This is a genomic window from Nocardia sp. NPDC055050 (assembly GCF_053608345.1).
On the sequence record NZ_JBSGVG010000017.1, the window covers coordinates 1 to 16,822 of the forward strand.

The window sequence follows — 16,822 nt, forward strand, 5'->3', positions numbered from 1 at the left end:
GGGGCTTCAGTCGTCTCGATCAGCTGGCTCGCCTCAGCGGCGGCGCTTGCCCTTGGAGTCGGTGCGGGCGGCTTCGCGGCGTTCGCGGCGGGTGCCGCCCTGCTGATGACCGCCGTATTCCTGTGCGTCGGAATGGGATTCGGCGTGGCCGTCCTCGGCGGGGCCCGAGTAGTTCATGGCTCGGGGAGCCTGGTCGCTGATTCCCTTGGCACGCAGAGCAGGCGGGGCCTGGGTCTCCGCGGGGGTGTCCTGCGGGCGAGCACCGACCGGGGAGCGCAGACCCTTGTCGATCGAGACGCCTTCGGGCTGGGGCTGCTGGACCTCCACCTGGAGGTTGAAGAGGAAGCCGACGGACTCCTCCTTCAGGCCTTCCAGCATGGCGGCGAACATGTCGAAGCCCTCGCGCTGGTACTCGACCAGCGGATCGCGCTGGGCCATGGCGCGCAGGCCGATGCCCTCCTTGAGGTAATCCATCTCGTAGAGGTGTTCGCGCCACTTGCGGTCGAGGACCGAGAGCAGAACCTGACGTTCCAGGTTGCGCATCGCGCCTTCGCCCGCGAGGCCGTCGATCTCCTGCTCGCGCTTCTCGTAGGCGGTGTGAGCGTCGTCGAGGAGCGTTTCGCGAAGCTCGTCGCGGGTGAGTTCGCCGGCGTCGCCGGTGGCGGTCTCGCCGGTGAGTTCCTTGTGATCCAGGCTCACCGGGTACAGCGTCTTGAGGGCGGTCCAGAGCTTGTCCAGATCCCAGTCCTCGACGTAACCCTCGGCGGTGGCGCCGTCGACATAGGCGGTGGTCACGTCGGTGATCATGTTCTGAACCTGACCCTCCATGTCCTCGCCGCGCAGGATCTGGTTGCGCTCGCCGTAGATGACGGTGCGCTGCTGGTTCATCACCTCGTCGTACTTCAGCACGTTCTTGCGGATCTCGAAGTTCTGCTGCTCGACCTGGGTCTGGGCGCTCTTGATGGCCTTGGAGACCATCTTCGCCTCGATCGGGACATCGTCGGGCAGGTTCAGGCGGGTCATGATCGACTCGAGCGCGGCGCCGTTGAAGCGGCGCATCAGCTCGTCACCCAGCGAGAGGTAGAAGCGGGACTCGCCCGGGTCGCCCTGACGGCCCGAACGTCCACGCAGCTGGTTGTCGATACGACGCGACTCGTGGCGCTCGGTGCCGAGCACGTAGAGACCGCCGGCCTCGCGAACCGTCTCGGCGTCGTCCTCGGTCTGCTTCTTGACCTGGTCGAGGGCGGAGTGCCAGGCGGCCTCGTACTCGTCGGGGGTGTTCACCGGATCGAGGCCCTGCTTGCGCAGCAGGATGTCGGCGATGATGTCGGCGTTGCCGCCGAGCACGATGTCGGTACCACGACCGGCCATGTTGGTGGCCACGGTGACCGCGCCGGGGCGACCGGCCTCGGCGATGATCTGGGCTTCCTGCTCGTGGAACTTCGCGTTCAGCACCGAGTGCGCCACACCACGCTTGGTGAACTGCTTGGACAGGTACTCCGAGCGCTCGACGCTGGTGGTACCGATCAGGACCGGCTGACCCTTCTCGTGCCGCTCGGTCACGTCGTCGACCACCGCGGCGAACTTGGCCTCTTCCGACTTGTAGATCAGGTCGGCCTGGTCCTTGCGGACCATCGGCTTGTTCGTCGGGATCGGGACCACGCCGAGGTTGTAGATCGAGTGCAGCTCGGCGGCCTCGGTCTCGGCGGTACCGGTCATGCCCGACAACCTGCTGTAGAGGCGGAAGTAGTTCTGCAGGGTGATCGTGGCCAGGGTCTGGTTCTCCGGCTGGATCTCGACCTTCTCCTTGGCCTCGATCGCCTGGTGCATGCCCTCGTTGTAGCGGCGGCCGACCAGGATACGGCCGGTGAACTCGTCGACGATGATCACTTCGCCGTCGCGGACGATGTAGTCCTTGTCGCGCTGGTAGAGCTCCTTGGCCTTGATGGCGTTGTTCAGGTAGCTCACCAGCGGCGAGTTCGCGGCCTCGTAGAGGTTGTCGATGCCGAGCTGATCCTCGACGAACTCCACGCCCTGCTCGTGCACGCCGATGGTGCGCTTCTTGATGTCGACCTCGTAGTGGACATCCTTCTTCAGCAGCGGCGCGATGCGCGCGAACTCGGCGTACCACTTCGAGGAAGCGTCGGCCGGGCCCGAGATGATCAGCGGGGTGCGGGCCTCGTCGATGAGGATCGAGTCGACCTCGTCGACCACGGCGAAGTTGTGACCACGCTGGACGAGATCGTCCAGGGAGTGGGTCATGTTGTCGCGCAGGTAATCGAAGCCGAACTCGTTGTTCGTGCCGTAGGTGATGTCGGCGGCGTAGGCCACCCGACGCTCGGCGGGAGTCATACCGCCCAGGATCACGCCGACCTCGAAGCCGAGGAAGCGGTGCACACGGCCCATCCACTCGGAGTCGCGCTTGGCGAGGTAGTCGTTGACCGTGACCACGTGCACGCCGTCGCCGGAGATGGCGTTCAGGTACGCGGGGAGCACACAGGTGAGCGTCTTGCCCTCACCGGTCTTCATCTCCGAGATATTGCCGAGGTGCAGCGAGGCGCCGCCCATGATCTGGACCTTGTAGTGCTTCTGGTTCAGCACTCGCCACGACGCCTCACGTGCCACGGCGAAGGCCTCGAGCAGCAGGTCGTCGAGGGTTTCCCCGTCGGCGTAGCGCTGGCGGAACTCGTCGGTCTTGGCACGCAGCTCGTCGTCGGTCAACGCTTCGATCTCGTCGCCGTACGCGATGACCTCATCGGCGAGGTTCGAGAGCCGCTTGACCATGCGACCTTCACCAATCCGTAGCAACCTCGTCAGTGTCAGCGCAGGCACGGGTCTCGTCAGTCCTCTGGTCGGAGTTGTGTTCAACGGCGATGGTAGTCCGCAGACCACCGTACCCGGCGGCGCGGACCCGTGCCCGGCGTACCGGCGCAGTCATTACCCCAGGTCACGACGCTCGGCGAGCCTCCTTGCCCGGCACCGCGATTCACCTGCCGTGACGTAGGATGTAGCGCGTGCCCGATCAGCGCCATACGGCACCGGAAGGAGCTTCGGAGCGCGTGATCACGAGATTGACGCCGCAGGACGCGTCGTTCTATCGGCTCGAGTCGAGCAGTAACCCGATCCACATCGGCTCTCTCGCGATCCTGAACAACTCCTCCCCCGACAGCACAGGCCAGGTACTGGACTACGAACGCCTCGTCGACCTGGTCGAATCCCGGCTGCCGATGGTGCCGCGCTACCGCCGCAAGGTGCGCGAGATCCCGCTCGCCATGGGCAGGCCGGTCTGGGTCGAGGACAGCCGTTTCGACATCAGCTATCACATCCGGCGTTCCGCGCTGCCGAGTCCCGGCAGCGACGGCCAGCTCTACGATCTCGTCGCCCGGCTCGCGTCGCGACCCCTGGACCAGGGACGACCACTGTGGGAGATGTACCTGATCGAGGGCCTCGCCGACGGGCGCGCCGCGGTGTTCACCAAGTCGCACTCGGCACTCGTCGACGGTGACACCGCCCTGGAGATCGGGCACGTGATCCTCGACAACTCCCCGCTGCCGCGCGAACTGGCCGACGACTCGTGGCGTGCGCCGCGCGAACCCACCGATGTGGAACTGCTCGCCGGAGCGCTCTCGCAACTGGCCGCGCAACCGCGCGAGGCCTACAGCGTGATGCGCGACGCCGGATCGAACGCGTTCGGGGTGGTGCGCGGCACGCGGATGGCGGTGAAGGCCGCGGCCAGCGTGGTGCGCGCGGCGACCTCGAGCGCGGCGCCGGACAGCCCGCTCAACGCCCGCACCTCGCGCAGCCGCCGCTTCGACGTGGTGCGCACCGATCTGGACGACTACCGCACGATCCGCAGGCATTTCGACTGCTCGATCAACGACGCGGTGCTCGCGGTGGTCACCGGGGCGCTGCGCAACTGGCTGCTCTCGCGCAACGAGGCACTGGTCGAGTCGACCAATCTGCGCGCGGTGGTGCCGATGTCGGTCTATGTCGACGGCGACAATCAGCTGACCCCGGCCAGCGAGGTGTCCTCGTTCCTCATCGATCTGCCCGTGGGCGAACCGAATCCGACGATGCGGCTCTCCCACATCTCGCATGCCACCGAAGCGGCGGGCAGGCAGCGCCGCGGGGTGCGGGCGCGCACACTCGTGCACCTGGCCGGGTTCGCGCCCGCGAGCCTGCACGCGATGAGTGTGCGCGCGGCGAGTACCTTCGCCGACAACAGTTTCAATCTGGTGATCACCAACGCGCCGGGACCACAGACCGCGATGTACATCGGCGGCGCGCGCATGCTGGAGATGTATCCGGTATCACCGCTGCTGCGCAATCAGACGTTGAGTTTCGGGCTCACCTCGTACGACGGTCAGGTCTTCTACGGACTCAACGCCGACCGCGACGCCATGGCCGATATCGATGTCCTCGCGGCATCGGTGCACGAATCGATGGAGGAGTTGCTCGGTGCCTGTCTCTGAGAACGACACGATGCGCGTCTACATCCCGGCGACGATTCCGCTGCTGCGCCAACTCGTCGACGAGCAGCAACTGCTCCCGCTCGGGGCGACCGCGTTCGCCGTGACGCCCGCGCTGCGCGAGGCCTACGCCGCGGGCGACGACGAGGAGCTCGCCGAAGTGGCGATGCAGGAAGCCGCCCGGGCCTCCATGCGGTTGATCGGCGCCGAGCGCGACGGACTCGACGATCTCGACGACGACGCCGAGGGCTCGGCCACCACCCCGGGTGGCCCGGTGTATCGGCGCGCGGTGATCGCGGCGGATGTAGCGGGGGCGAAACTGCGGCCCGATCTCGACGATGCTGTGGTGAAGCTGTCGGGGCCGGTCACCTTCGAACAGGTCGCGGCCGTGCATGTGGACCTGGCCGAGGCCGAGCCGCAGGTGGCCAAGGCGGTGGACGTCATCGACGCCGCTGACCTCGGCGATACCGACGCGGAATTCGTGCTCGGTGACGCGGAGGACCACCAGCTTGCCTGGTACGCACCACAAGAACTGCCGTTCCTGCTCGAGCTGTTGTAATTTGCGGCGGGCGGCGGCGGGGTTGCCCAATGTTCACAACTGGCACTGAACCTACGATGCCGTAACCTGGCTGCGAGAGGGCTACCCCACGGTGGACCGGATGCACGACAGGGAGAAATCGCACAGCATGGTCATCGACAAGTTCCGGGAATGGCTCGAAGCACCGGCGGCGCAGGTCGCCGACCGCGGCGGCAAGCTGAATATCTTGCGCGGCGCGGTAGCCCGGGTCACCACTCCCCTGCTGCCCGACGACTATCTGCATCTGGCCAACCCCCTGTGGTCGGCACGCGAACTGCGCGGGCGCATCGTCGAGGTCCAGAAGGAGACCGCCGACTCGGCGACCCTGGTGATCAAGCCGGGCTGGGGCTTCGATTTCAAGTACCGCCCCGGGCAGTACATCGGCATCGGCATCCTGATCGACGGCCGCTGGAACTGGCGTTCCTACTCGCTCACCTGCCCGCCGGACTGGACCGGCGAGGGCGGCAAGCGGCTCATCTCCATCGCGGTGAAGGCGATGCCGGAAGGCAAGTTGTCCAGCCACCTTGTCAACGGGGTGGCCGCGGGCACCATCGTGCGGCTGGCCGCGCCGCAGGGCGGGTTCGTGCTGCCGGAGCCGCCGCCGGCGAAGGTGCTGTTCCTCACCGCGGGCAGCGGGATCACCCCGGTCATGTCGATGTTGCGCACGATGGACCGGCGCGACGGCGTCAACGATGTGGTGCACGTCCACTCCGCACCCACCGACGCCGACGTGATGTTCGGCGCCGAACTGCGCGCCCTGCACGACAAGCACCCCAGCTTCGTCTCCCACCTGCAGCTCACCGATGCCCACGGCCTGTTCTCCCTGGCCAGCCTCGACGAGCTCTACCCCGACTGGCGCGAACGCGAGACCTGGGCCTGCGGGCCTGCCCCGATGCTCGACGCGATCGAAAGCCACTGGAAGAACGCGGGCGTGGGCGACCAGCTGCACATCGAGCGCTTCGAGGTGGAACGCTCCGCGATCGGCGAGGGCGGCACGGTGACCTTCGGCACCACCGGACGCACCCTCACCGTCGACGGCGCCACCAGCCTGCTCGAAGCCGGTGAGTCCGTCGGCGTGCAGTTGCCCTTCGGCTGCCGGATGGGCATCTGCCAGACCTGCGTGGTGACGCTGTCCGCCGGACACGCCCGCGACCTCCGCAACGGCGACGAACGTCAGCCCGGCGACAAGGTGCAAACCTGCATCTCCGCCGCCGCCGGCGACTGCACGCTGGACATCTAACCGGTTGCCGAACCGCCGAGCGGGTACCCTTGACCTATGCGTCGGCCACAACCCGTGACCGGCGGCTATCGCTTAGGCCCCTCACTTCGATCAATGCCTGAGGGCGCGACTTAGGATCACTCACAGGCCGAACAGCATCGAGGCGACAGCCCTAGGCGCGCAGCGCCAGGTTTTTCGGCGTCTCGATTCCGGACTCGCCGAAGAGTGCGACCGAGCAGCGCCCTCGACGAGGCAAGATCGAGGTTCCCAGGCCGAGAACCCGCGGCATCAGCTGCTGATAATCAACAGGAGGACCCCCGGTGGCCATCACCGATATTCAGGCCTTCGCCCATCTGACGGCGGCCGACATCGAGACACTGGGGAAAGAACTCGATTCGATCCGCCGTTCGGTGGAGACCTCCCGTGGCGAGCGCGACGCCCGCTACATCCGCCGCACCATCGCCGCCCAGCGAGCTCTCGAGGTCGCCGGGCGCGCGGTGCTGTTCGGCAGCCGCAACCGCTGGGCGTGGCTGGGCGGCACCGCGATGCTCTCGGTCGCCAAGATCATCGAGAACATGGAGCTGGGCCACAATGTGAGCCACGGCCAATGGGATTGGATGAACGATCCCGAGATCCACTCCACCACCTGGGAGTGGGACATGACCGGCACCTCGGCGCAGTGGCGCCGGGCGCACAACTATTCGCACCACACCTACACCAACGTGCTCGGCAAGGACGAGGACCTCGGCTTCGGCATTCTGCGGATGACCCGCGACGAGGCGTGGCGTCCGGTGCATCTGGTCCAGCCCGCCGCCAATCTGCTGTTGGCCGCGACCTTCGAGTGGGGTATCGCGCTGCACGATCTCGGCATCGAGAAGGAACTGGCCGGCGTCAAGGGCGCCACGATGACCTCGCCCCCCGATATCGAGTTCTACCGCAAGGCGGGCCGCCAGGTCGCCAAGGATTTCGTGATCTACCCGGCGCTGACCGGTCCGGCCTGGAAGTCGACGCTCAAGGCCAACGCCACCGCCAACCTCGTCCGCAATCTCTGGTCGTACGCCGTGATCTTCTGCGGCCACTTCCCCGACGGCGCGCAGAAGTTCACCGCCGAGCAGCTCGACGGGGAGACCCAGGGCGAGTGGTACCTGCGCCAGATGCTGGGCAGCGCCAACTTCAAGGCCGGCCCCGTGATGGCGTTCATGAGCGGCAACCTCTGCTACCAGATCGAGCACCACCTGTTCCCCGACCTGCCGAGCAATCGGTACTCGGAGGTGGCGGTCCGGGTGCGCGAACTGTGCGACAAGTACGACCTGCCCTACACCACCGGATCGCTGGGCAAGCAGTACCTGCTGGCCTTCCGCACCATCCACAAGCTGGCGCTGCCGGATCGCTTCCTCAAGCGCACCGCCGACGATGCGCCCGAGACGTCGTCGGAGCGCAAGTTCGCCGGCATCTCGCTGCCCGACAGCCTGCGGGTCGACCCGGAGACCGGAAAGCGTTTCGGTCTGCGCTCGGCGCTGCACGATGCCAAGGTCTCGCTCGAGATCAAGGCGCGGCACGAGAAGGAAGTGCTGCGCGAGGCGAAGACGGCGCTCAAGGCTCGAGCCCGGCAGGAGAAGCTGGCGCTGCGCGAGGCCAAGCGGGCATTGGGTGAACGCGCCGTGCGCGAACGGGGCGTGTTGCGGGACAAGGCAGCTCGTCGCATGGCTCGCCATGCTCGATAACATTTCCATCTCGATCGCGCAATAGGACTTATCACACATTTCGTCCCGAAAATCGCCAACCTACGCTCTCGTAACTTACGGTACTGTAGCCGCCATGGCGATCTCGGATGTCAAGGAATATGCGCACCTCACCGCAGCGGATGTCGAAGCTCTAGGCGCGGAGTTCGATGCGATCCGCCGGGAGATCGAATCCTCTCGCGGCGCGGCCGACGCGCGCTATATCCGCAATGTCATCCGGCTACAGCGTGCGCTCGAGATCAGCGGCCGCACGGTTCTGTTCGCCAGCTTCCTGCCCCCGGCCTGGCTGGCCGGCGTCGCCCTGCTCGGCTCCGCCAAGATCATCGAGAACATGGAGATCGGGCACAACGTCATGCACGGGCAGTGGGACTGGATGAACGATCCGGAAGTCCACTCCACCTCCTGGGAATGGGACAACGCCGGCCCGTCGGCGCACTGGAAGATCACCCACAACTTCCTGCACCACAAGTACACCAACGTGCTCGGCATGGACGACGACATCGGCTACGGCCTGCTTCGCGTCACCCGTGACCAGCGCTGGATGCCGTTCTACCTGGGCAACCCCATCTACAACTTCCTGCTCCAGGCGCTGTTCGAGTACGGCGTCGCGATCCAGCACCTCGAGCTGGGCAAGGTCGCCAAGAAGAAGTGGGCCAAGGACTCGCCCGAGTGGAAGCAGTTCGAAGCCGACCGCACCCTGGTCCTGAAGAAGATCGGCAAGCAGGCCGCCAAGGACTACGTGGTCTTCCCGCTGCTCACCGGCCCGTCGTTCGTCACCACGCTCACCGCCAACATCGCCGCCAACGTGATGCGCAATGTGTGGACCAACGCGATCATCTTCTGCGGACACTTCCCCGACGGCGCCGAGAAGTTCACCAAGGCCGACATCGAGAACGAGACCAAGGGCGAGTGGTACCTGCGCCAGATGCTGGGCAGCGCCAACATCAGCGGCGGACCGCTGCTGCACTTCATGAGCGGCAACCTCAGCCACCAGATCGAGCACCACCTGTTCCCCGACCTGCCGAGCAACCGCTACGCCGCCATCGCGGTGCGGGTGCGCGAGCTGGCCGAGAAGTACGACCTGCCCTACACCACCGGTTCGCTGCCGGTGCAGTACTTCAAGTCGTGGCGCACCATCCTCAAGCTGTCGCTGCCGAACAAGTACCTGCGCCACACCACCGACGATGCGCCGGAGACCAAGTCCGAACGCCTGTTCGCCGGCAACACCACCCCCTCGATCGACCCGGTGACCGGGCGTCGCCAGGGACTGCGCACCGCACTGGCCGCCGGCCGCAAGCTGGCCCGCCGGACCATGGCCTGACCGGCTGCGGTTGTATGGTCGGCGTGAGTGCCGATCAGCTGAGCGTCTACGACGCGATCCGTTTGCGTCGTGACGTGCGCGCCGAATACACCGGCGAGCTCGTCGACGACGACACCCTCCTGCGGATCCTCGACGCCGCGCATCGCGCGCCCAGCGTCGGGAACTCACAACCGTGGGACTTCGTGGTGGTTCGCCAGGCCGAGACCCTGCGCCGTTTCGCCGACCATGTGGCGGACAAGCGGGTCGAGTTCGGTGCGGCGCTGCCCGCCGAGCGCGCGATGACCTTCGCGCCGATCAAGATCGACGGAATCGTCGAGAGCGGTACGGGTGTGGTTGTCACGCACGATGATTCGCGTGGCGGCCCACAGGTGCTCGGGCGGGCGAGTGTGCCGGAGACCGGCGTGTACTCCACCGTGCTGGCGATCCAGAATCTGTGGCTCGCGGCGACCGCCGAGCAGGTGGGGGTGGGCTGGGTGTCGTTCTACGATCCGGAATTCCTGCGCGAACTCGTCGGCCTGCCCACCGGGATCAAGCCGGTGGCCTGGCTGTGCGTGGGCCCGGTCGACGCGTTCCAGCAGGTGCCGGACCTGGAACGTTTCGGCTGGCGGTCCGGCCGATCGTTGACCGAGGCCGTACATCACGAGACCTTCGGCGGCTGAACTAACAAGATCCGGACACCCGCACAGCGGATGCCCGGATCGGTCAGGGTTCTAGGCCAGCTTGATCAGGCCGTAGTCGAAGGCGTGTCTGCGGTAGACCACCGACGGGCGGTCGGTCTCTTTGTCATGGAAGAGGAAGAAGTCGTGGCCGACCAATTCCATCTGATAGAGGGCGTCGTCCACCGACATCGGCGTCGCGGTGTGCACCTTGGTGCGCACGATGTGGCCGGGGCCCGTCTCGTCGATTGCCTCGTCGTGGTCGTGGGCAGCGGAACCGTCCGGCGGGGTGAACAGCGACTCGTCGACCAGTGTGGCAGTGGCCTGCGCGACCGAGACCGGCGTCTTGTCGCCGTAGTGCACGACGCGCCGCTTGTCCTTGGCCCGGCGCAGTCTGCTCTCGATCTTCTGGGTGGCCGATTCGAGCGCGGCGTAGAAACTGTCGGCGCACGCCTCGGCGCGCACGATCGGTCCACGGCCGCGCGCGGTGATCTCCACACGCTGACAGGCCTTGCGTTGACGACGGTTGCGTTCGTGGAACAGTTCCACATCGAAGAGGAAGATCGACGGGTCGAAGCGCTCTAACCGAGACAGCTTCTCCGCGACGTAGATTCGATAGTGGTCAGGGATTTCGACGTTGCGACCGGAGACCACCACTTCGGCGTTCGGGGTCTCGAAGTCGATCGTCTCGGTGGCACCGTTCTGGAGTGCCGTGGTGGGTTCAGCATCTTGCACTGATGCCCGTGAAGAAGTCGTCACGCGTACCTCCCGGATATGGCCGCACAACTACCAACGTAGGGCGGCGGGATTGAGCTGTGCCGATCGGGAATCGCCCGGCACCTGTATCCGCGGCACCACCTCCCAAACTTGTGGTTCGGTGTGTGCTCGCGACGCTAGTCCGCCATCGGCAAGTCCGCCACTGTTCACGCGAACTTTCATCAGTCAAGCCGCGCAGGTCACCAAAACCGCGCGCGGAACTATGCCGATCCGGCTGAGAACACGTGTCGATTCGCAGGCGGTGGCACCGGTGGTGAGCACGTCGTCTACCAGCACTACCTGGGCTTTCGCGCTGACGGCGACCCATTCGTCCGGTTCGGCGACAGTCATGATCTTGCCGCGCACATTGTGGGAACGCTCATGCGTCGTCAAGCCCACCGAATCCCGGACACCGCGTCCCATCCGCAGCAGCGGCACGCTCCGGCAATCGATCAGCCACCGTGCCGCGACCTCGGCCGAGCGGGCCACCGGGTCACCACCGCGCCGGCGCGCCGCCGCGGTTCTGGTCGGCGCGGGCACGAGCAACAGCGGGCGATCGGGGGCACGCAAGCGGGCAAGCGCGTGGGCGAGCGCCAGCCCGAGTGGGGCGGCGAGGTCGCGCCTGTTCTGTTCCTTGGCTGCCAGCACCGCCCGCTTGCCCACACCGGCGTAAGGACCGAGCGCCCAGCACGGAACACCGGGATCAGCGCGCGGCCGCACCCGGACGGGATCGCGGGCGAGTTCGGCCGCGCACTCGGCGCACCAACTCTCGCCGACCGCACCGCAGCCACCGCACCGATCGGGCAGGATCAGGTCCAGCAGGGTTCTCATAGCGCACGAGCATGACAGCGGGCACCGACATGATCAGCTCGGCAAGACCGGCACAACCCGTTCTCCGGTCAATCCGGGTACCTCACGCCAGAAACGGTCGTTGCGGGTCGGATCGGCGGTCTGTAGCTGCAGGACGGCCCGGGAATCGGCCACGTACTGCGTGGCCGGGGCCGCCGTCACCACCCGCACCGGCGGAGTGAGATTCTGCGAGGTCACCGCACTGAACTGCGAACCGTCGATGGAGACGGTGAAGACCGGGTCGACATTGCCCTCGCGGGCCACCATGATCGTGTCGCCGGTGACCCAGCTCAACGACACCGCGCGCGAGCTCAGGCCGAGCGCGAGCGGCAGCGGTGAGGTGAGCGCGTACTTGCCGTCGGGGCGACGTTGGACCACCGCCACATACACCTTGCCGTCGGCGATCAGCGCCGCGCGCACGCCGGTGCGCGAGACCACCACCTCGCTGATCGGCGGACGTGGAGCGCCCGCGCCTTCGAACAGAGCCGTGATGTCGACGTCCTCGGTGGAGACATTGCCGGTGGCCCGATCGGTGACCGCCCGGATGACCCGGTCCCCGTCGATCACGGTCCAGGCGGCGCCGCCGTCGCTGGTCCAGGACGGACGGGCGATGCTGGCACCCTCGGCGACCGCGAACGCCTTGGCCCCGTAATTGCCGATGAGCAGGGTGCGGGCGGCTTCTGGCAGCGGTTTGCCGGAGTCGGCGACCGCGGCGACGAACTGTCCGTCGGCCGAGATGCCGACGGACTGCAGGTTGGTCGCCTCGCCGAAGGAACCACTCGGGGTGACGATCCCGTCCGGGGTGACCTGCACCAGGGCGCCGTTGCGCAGGGCGTGCAGGCCGATCCGGTTCTGGCCGGGCGCCGAGGCGCTGTACTGGTCGACATCGGCGACCGACCAGCCGTTGGCCGCGTACCGGTCGTCGAGCGGTTTACCGTCGGCGAGCAGCACGTACGGTCCGAGGATGTCGGCGCCGGCCAGGGTGAGCACCACCTGCGCGGCGAGCAGTTCGCGATCGCGCTGGCCGAGTCCGCCGATCCCGGCGAAGTCGATGCGCACTCCCCCGATACCGACACCGACGTCACCCGGTTCGTTGTTGGCCTTGGTGATCGGACCGCGCAGCGAGACCGGCTGCGCCAACTGGTTGCGCACCACCGGGGCGATCGTGGACTGCGGGCCTTCGGCGAGCATGCCGATCAATCGCTCGGTGAGCTGGGCGCGCGGCACCGAGATCCAGCGCGGATCCGGGACCAGGAGCGAGTTGCCCGGGTCGATGTAGTGCAGGACGTAGCGGTGGTAGGACTTGACGAACGCGTCGTTGCCCATCACGACGCCCGGCGGCAGCTCGGTGATCCGCCACTCGCCGTCGATCTTGCTCATCTCGATCTTGTTCTCGAGCGTGCCCTCGGTGGCGCGGTAACCGCCGTCGCGGGCGAGCTCGCCGACCTTGCGGGCGCGCAGCACATAGCTGGCCTTGTCGCCCGACCGCGACTCGCGCAGGGTGTCGGGGCGATCGTCGACGATGGTGGTGCTCGCCTCGTCGTTCCAGCTGCCCGCTGTCTCGGGCGCCATGTACTGGCGGGCCGCGGCGTGCTGGTTGGTGGGGTCGGCGCTGGCGGTGAGGAAGTCGCCCAGCAGCAGGTCGGGGTCGCGGCCGGAGGTCGGCGGGGTCGGGCCCTCGGAGGTGGGCGCGCGGTTGATCGTGCCGAGTGCCTGCGGTGCGGAGGACTCCGGCAGGCTGGCGCACCCGGTGAGCACCATCAGCCCGGCCAGAACCGCCGCGACCAGTGCGGCGCCGTGCCGATCCCGACGATCACCACGCGCACTAGTCATGACTTCCTGTCTCTGGTCTCGGTAGGCGTCGACTCGTCGCGGTCGGCGTCGGGGGCCGCGTCGCGGCCGTTGGTCGCCGGGTGCGCGCCTGCCGCAGGCGGTTCGATACCGGAATCGTCGGCCGAGGGGTCGTCTCGCGGTTCGTCTCCCGGCTCGACGACCGTCAGTTCGACAACAGTCGAGTCGGGTGCGGCCGAGTCGGCTCCGGTCGGCTCCACGTCGGCCGTCTCCGATCCCGTCGCCTCGTCCGCGGTCGGTCCGGCCGGTTCGGCTTCGACGGTCGTCGGCTCGGGTTCGGCTTCCGGCAGCGCGGGGACCTTGCGCAGCATCGGTTCCAGGGCGAGCGGGCTCTGCCCGAGTTTGCGGCCGCGCACCATCGGGAGCAGCAGCCGGAAGCTCGCGCCGACGCCGGGATCGCCCCAGGCCTCGAGCCTGCCCTCGTGCAGATTCGCGTCCTCGACGCTGATCGACAAGCCGAGCCCGGTGCCACCCGAGCGACGCACCCGCGAGGGGTCGGAGCGCCAGAACCGGTTGAACACCAGCTTTTCCTCGCCCGGCCGCAGCCCGACGCCCTGATCGCGCACCACAGTCGCGACAGCGTTGGACTCGGCGTCGCCGCGCATGCGGATCAGCACCGGCTTGCCCTCGGAGTGGTCGATCGCGTTGGCCAGCAGGTTGCGCAGCACGCGCTCGACGCGGCGCGGGTCGACCTCGGCGACCACCGGCTCCTCCGGCAGGTCGATCACCACCTCGACCTGGGCGTCGCGAGCCAGATGGCGGACCGTGGAGATCGCGGCACGCGCGCACATCCGCACATCCAGCGATTCGATCTGCAGTTCGGCCACACCCGCGTCGTGGCGGGAGATCTCGAGCAGGTCGTTGAGCAGGCCCTCGAACCGGTCCAGTTCGTTGACGAGCAGTTCGGAGCTGCGCGCGAGGGCGGGATCGAGATCGTCGCTGGAGCCGTGGATGAGGTCGGCCGCCATGCGCACCGTGGTGAGTGGGGTGCGCAGTTCGTGGCTGACATCGGAGGTGAAGCGGCGCTGCAGATTGCCGAATTCCTCGAGCTGGGTGATCTGGTTCGACAGGCTCTCGGCCATCTCGTTGAACGCTTGCGCGAGCCGGGCCATGTCGTCCTCGCCGCGCACCAGCATGCGTTCTTTGAGTCGGCCGTCGGCGAATCGGCCCGCGATCCGCGCCGCCGATCGGATCGGCAGCACCACCTGCCTGGTCACCAGCGCGGTGATCGCGGCGAGCAACACCAGCAGCACCACGCCACCGATGAGCATCGTGCCGCGCATCAGCGACAGGCTCGATTCCTCGCTGGCCAGCGGGAAGATCAGGTAGATCTCCAAGGTCGCGACCTCGGCGCTCGGGCTGCCGATGACCAGCGCGCGCCCGCGGTAGCCGTCGGGGTCGGCGACGGTGGTGAACTGGTAGGAGACCTGATTGCGCTGGACGAATCGGCGCAGCTCCTGCGGCACCTCGGCGAGCGGTCCGGCCGCGATCTCGTGTGGCGGAGTGCCGCCGACCATCGCCAGCGCCGAGTCGAAACTGCCCGCGGCGCCGCTGGACTGTCCGGTGCCACCACGGCTGGACAGCGCGGCTCGCGCGTCGGCGAGTTGCTGATCCTGGCTGTTACCGGACGGAACGCCGGACATCTTGTTCTCGATCGTGCTGCGGGCACGATCCATCTCCTCGACAGCCGCGTTGATCTTGGCTTCGAGGAGCCGGTCGGTGATCTGACCGGTGAGCACGACCCCGAGGATCGTGATCACGATGAGCGACAGGGTCAACGTCGAGACGATGACCCGCAGCTGCAGCGATCGGCGCCACAGGTGGCCGAGTGCGGTCCCGACGGCCTGGAACCAGGCCATGATCGGGCTCGCCCATCGCCGCAGCTGCGCCACTGGACCAGTGGTCACAGCGGCGCCCCGCAGTGACCGATCACGGCGGTCCGGCCTTGTAACCGACGCCGCGCACGGTGAGCACGATCTCCGGGTTCTCCGGATCCTTCTCGACCTTGGCGCGCAGTCGCTGCACGTACACGTTCACCAGACGGGTGTCGGCGGCGTGCCGGTAGCCCCACACCTGTTCGAGCAGTACCTCGCGGGTGAACACCTGACGCGGCTTGCGCGCGAGCGCGACCAGCAGGTCGAACTCCAGTGGGGTGAGCGAGATCTGCCCAGGGCCGCGGGTCACCTTGTGCGCGGGCACGTCGATGACGATGTCGGCGATCGAGAGCAGCTCGGCGGGCTCGTCCTCGGTGCGGCGCAGACGCGCCCGCACGCGGGCGACGAGCTCCTTGGGCTTGAAGGGTTTGACGATGTAGTCGTCGGCACCGGACTCCAGGCCGAGGACCACATCGACCGTATCGGTCTTGGCGGTGAGCATGACGATCGGAACGCCGGAATCGGCCCGCAGCACCCGACATACGTCGATGCCGTTCATGCCGGGCAGCATCAGGTCGAGCAGTACCAGGTCGGGGCGGATCTCCCGCACCGCTGACAGGGCCTGTGTGCCGTCGCCCACCACATGCGGGTCGAACCCTTCCCCGCGCAAGACGATGGTCAGCATCTCAGCGAGTGCCATATCGTCGTCGACGACCAGAATCTTGGGCTTCATAGTCCTATGTTGTCATCTCCATGGCCAGGATCGGGCCGCCACGCCATTAATGGTGTGAACCCGTCGCGTATCCAACCTTATCCGGAAAAGATTTCCGAGCAGAGGGTGAGTAACGCAGGCCTATCGTCATCGGATCGGTATGTCCACCACCGGCCGAACCAGTCGCGGTCGGCGAGTTCACGATAGACCTCGCCGGTGCGCCGCTGCAGACCGCCGTCCCGTTCGTAGGCATCGAGGGCGCGGGTGTCGTCGAGTTCGCCTCGGAGCCGGGCGCGTTCGGCCGCCACCTCGGTGGGCACGTCGAGCAGAACGGTGAGATCCGGCGTCGGCAGTTCGAGTCTGCCGAACTCCAGATCGCCCACCCACGACACGATTTGGCCGTCGGCGTCCTGGTGCGCCCGCGCGGCCGAGTAGGCCGCGTTGGACGCCACCCATCGGTCCAGGATCACGATGTCGTTGCCGCCCAACAGGTCCGACAGCTCCGCGCGCGCCGCCGCCCGGTCGAGCGCGAACATGATCGCCATGCCGTTGATCGAGCCGGCCAGGTCGCCGTTGCCCCCGCGCAGCGCCTCCGCCGCCAGATCGGCGTGGATCGAATGCCCGTATTGCGGAAAGGCCAGACTGTCCGCCCGCAAGCCCTTCGCGGACAATTCGGCGATCAGCCCGTCGATCAAAGTCCGCTTACCGGCACCATCGAGCCCCTCGACCGCAATCAGTACGCCCATGCGCAGCAGATTACCCGCCGGATGACGACGGTGGCCCGCCGACCGAAGGT

At 67.3% G+C, this 16,822-nt stretch carries 13 protein-coding genes; 6 read left to right on the top strand and 7 right to left on the bottom strand.

From position 1 onward, the window contains the following. Nucleotides 1–33: 33 nt before the first annotated feature. Nucleotides 34–2,832: a preprotein translocase subunit SecA gene (secA, locus tag ACWGCN_RS19055; protein ID WP_379312733.1), complete on the bottom strand. Its 2,799-nt coding sequence runs from the start codon at nt 2,830–2,832 to the stop codon at nt 34–36. Between the two features lie 227 nt (nt 2,833–3,059). Here secA and ACWGCN_RS19060 point away from each other — a divergent pair, with 227 nt between their 5' ends. From ACWGCN_RS19060 to bluB, 6 genes are all read left to right on the top strand, one after another. Continuing rightward, nucleotides 3,060–4,472 (top strand): WS/DGAT/MGAT family O-acyltransferase, encoded by a 1,413-nt coding sequence (locus ACWGCN_RS19060; RefSeq protein ID WP_378993531.1) that lies wholly within the window; start codon nt 3,060–3,062, stop codon nt 4,470–4,472. 10 nt (nt 4,473–4,482) lie between these two features. Next, nucleotides 4,483–5,028, top strand: a complete 546-nt coding sequence (locus ACWGCN_RS19065; RefSeq protein ID WP_452459215.1) for a DUF6912 family protein — start codon at nt 4,483–4,485, stop codon at nt 5,026–5,028. A gap of 100 nt (nt 5,029–5,128) precedes the next feature. Further along, nucleotides 5,129–6,286, top strand: coding sequence for a ferredoxin reductase (locus tag ACWGCN_RS19070; RefSeq protein WP_378993530.1), 1,158 nt, complete (start codon nt 5,129–5,131; stop codon nt 6,284–6,286). 299 nt (nt 6,287–6,585) lie between these two features. Beyond that, the gene (locus ACWGCN_RS19075) at nt 6,586–7,989 is read left to right on the top strand and encodes a fatty acid desaturase family protein (RefSeq protein ID WP_452459209.1); all 1,404 of its coding nucleotides are present in this window, start codon (nt 6,586–6,588) and stop codon (nt 7,987–7,989) included. Between the two features lie 94 nt (nt 7,990–8,083). Further along, nucleotides 8,084–9,328, top strand: a complete 1,245-nt coding sequence (locus ACWGCN_RS19080; RefSeq protein WP_387447554.1) for a fatty acid desaturase family protein — start codon at nt 8,084–8,086, stop codon at nt 9,326–9,328. A gap of 14 nt (nt 9,329–9,342) precedes the next feature. Further along, nucleotides 9,343–9,987 (top strand): 5,6-dimethylbenzimidazole synthase, encoded by a 645-nt coding sequence (bluB, locus tag ACWGCN_RS19085; RefSeq protein WP_387447553.1) that lies wholly within the window; start codon nt 9,343–9,345, stop codon nt 9,985–9,987. A gap of 51 nt (nt 9,988–10,038) precedes the next feature. Here bluB and hpf read toward each other — a convergent pair whose 3' ends face one another. The 6 genes from hpf to ACWGCN_RS19115 form a co-directional block, all read right to left on the bottom strand. Continuing rightward, on the bottom strand, nt 10,039–10,668 hold the full coding sequence (gene hpf / locus ACWGCN_RS19090) for a ribosome hibernation-promoting factor, HPF/YfiA family (protein WP_378993572.1): 630 nt from the start codon (nt 10,666–10,668) through the stop codon (nt 10,039–10,041). Between the two features lie 258 nt (nt 10,669–10,926). Further along, complete coding sequence (locus tag ACWGCN_RS19095; protein WP_452452757.1) at nt 10,927–11,571, bottom strand: ComF family protein; 645 nt, start codon at nt 11,569–11,571, stop codon at nt 10,927–10,929. 33 nt (nt 11,572–11,604) lie between these two features. After that, a complete protein-coding gene (lpqB, locus tag ACWGCN_RS19100; protein WP_378993526.1) occupies nt 11,605–13,422 on the bottom strand; it encodes an MtrAB system accessory lipoprotein LpqB in 1,818 nt (605 codons plus the stop codon). After that, nucleotides 13,419–15,299 (bottom strand): MtrAB system histidine kinase MtrB, encoded by a 1,881-nt coding sequence (mtrB, locus tag ACWGCN_RS19105; RefSeq protein WP_452459216.1) that lies wholly within the window; start codon nt 15,297–15,299, stop codon nt 13,419–13,421. Before mtrB ends, lpqB begins: the two co-directional genes overlap by 4 nt. 70 nt (nt 15,300–15,369) lie before the next feature. Then, nucleotides 15,370–16,047 carry an MtrAB system response regulator MtrA gene (mtrA, locus tag ACWGCN_RS19110; protein WP_452529064.1) on the bottom strand — a complete coding sequence of 226 codons (678 nt, stop codon included), beginning with the start codon at nt 16,045–16,047 and terminating at the stop codon, nt 15,370–15,372. 77 nt (nt 16,048–16,124) lie between these two features. Continuing rightward, complete coding sequence (locus ACWGCN_RS19115; protein ID WP_378993525.1) at nt 16,125–16,772, bottom strand: dTMP kinase; 648 nt, start codon at nt 16,770–16,772, stop codon at nt 16,125–16,127. Nucleotides 16,773–16,822: the final 50 nt, after the last annotated feature.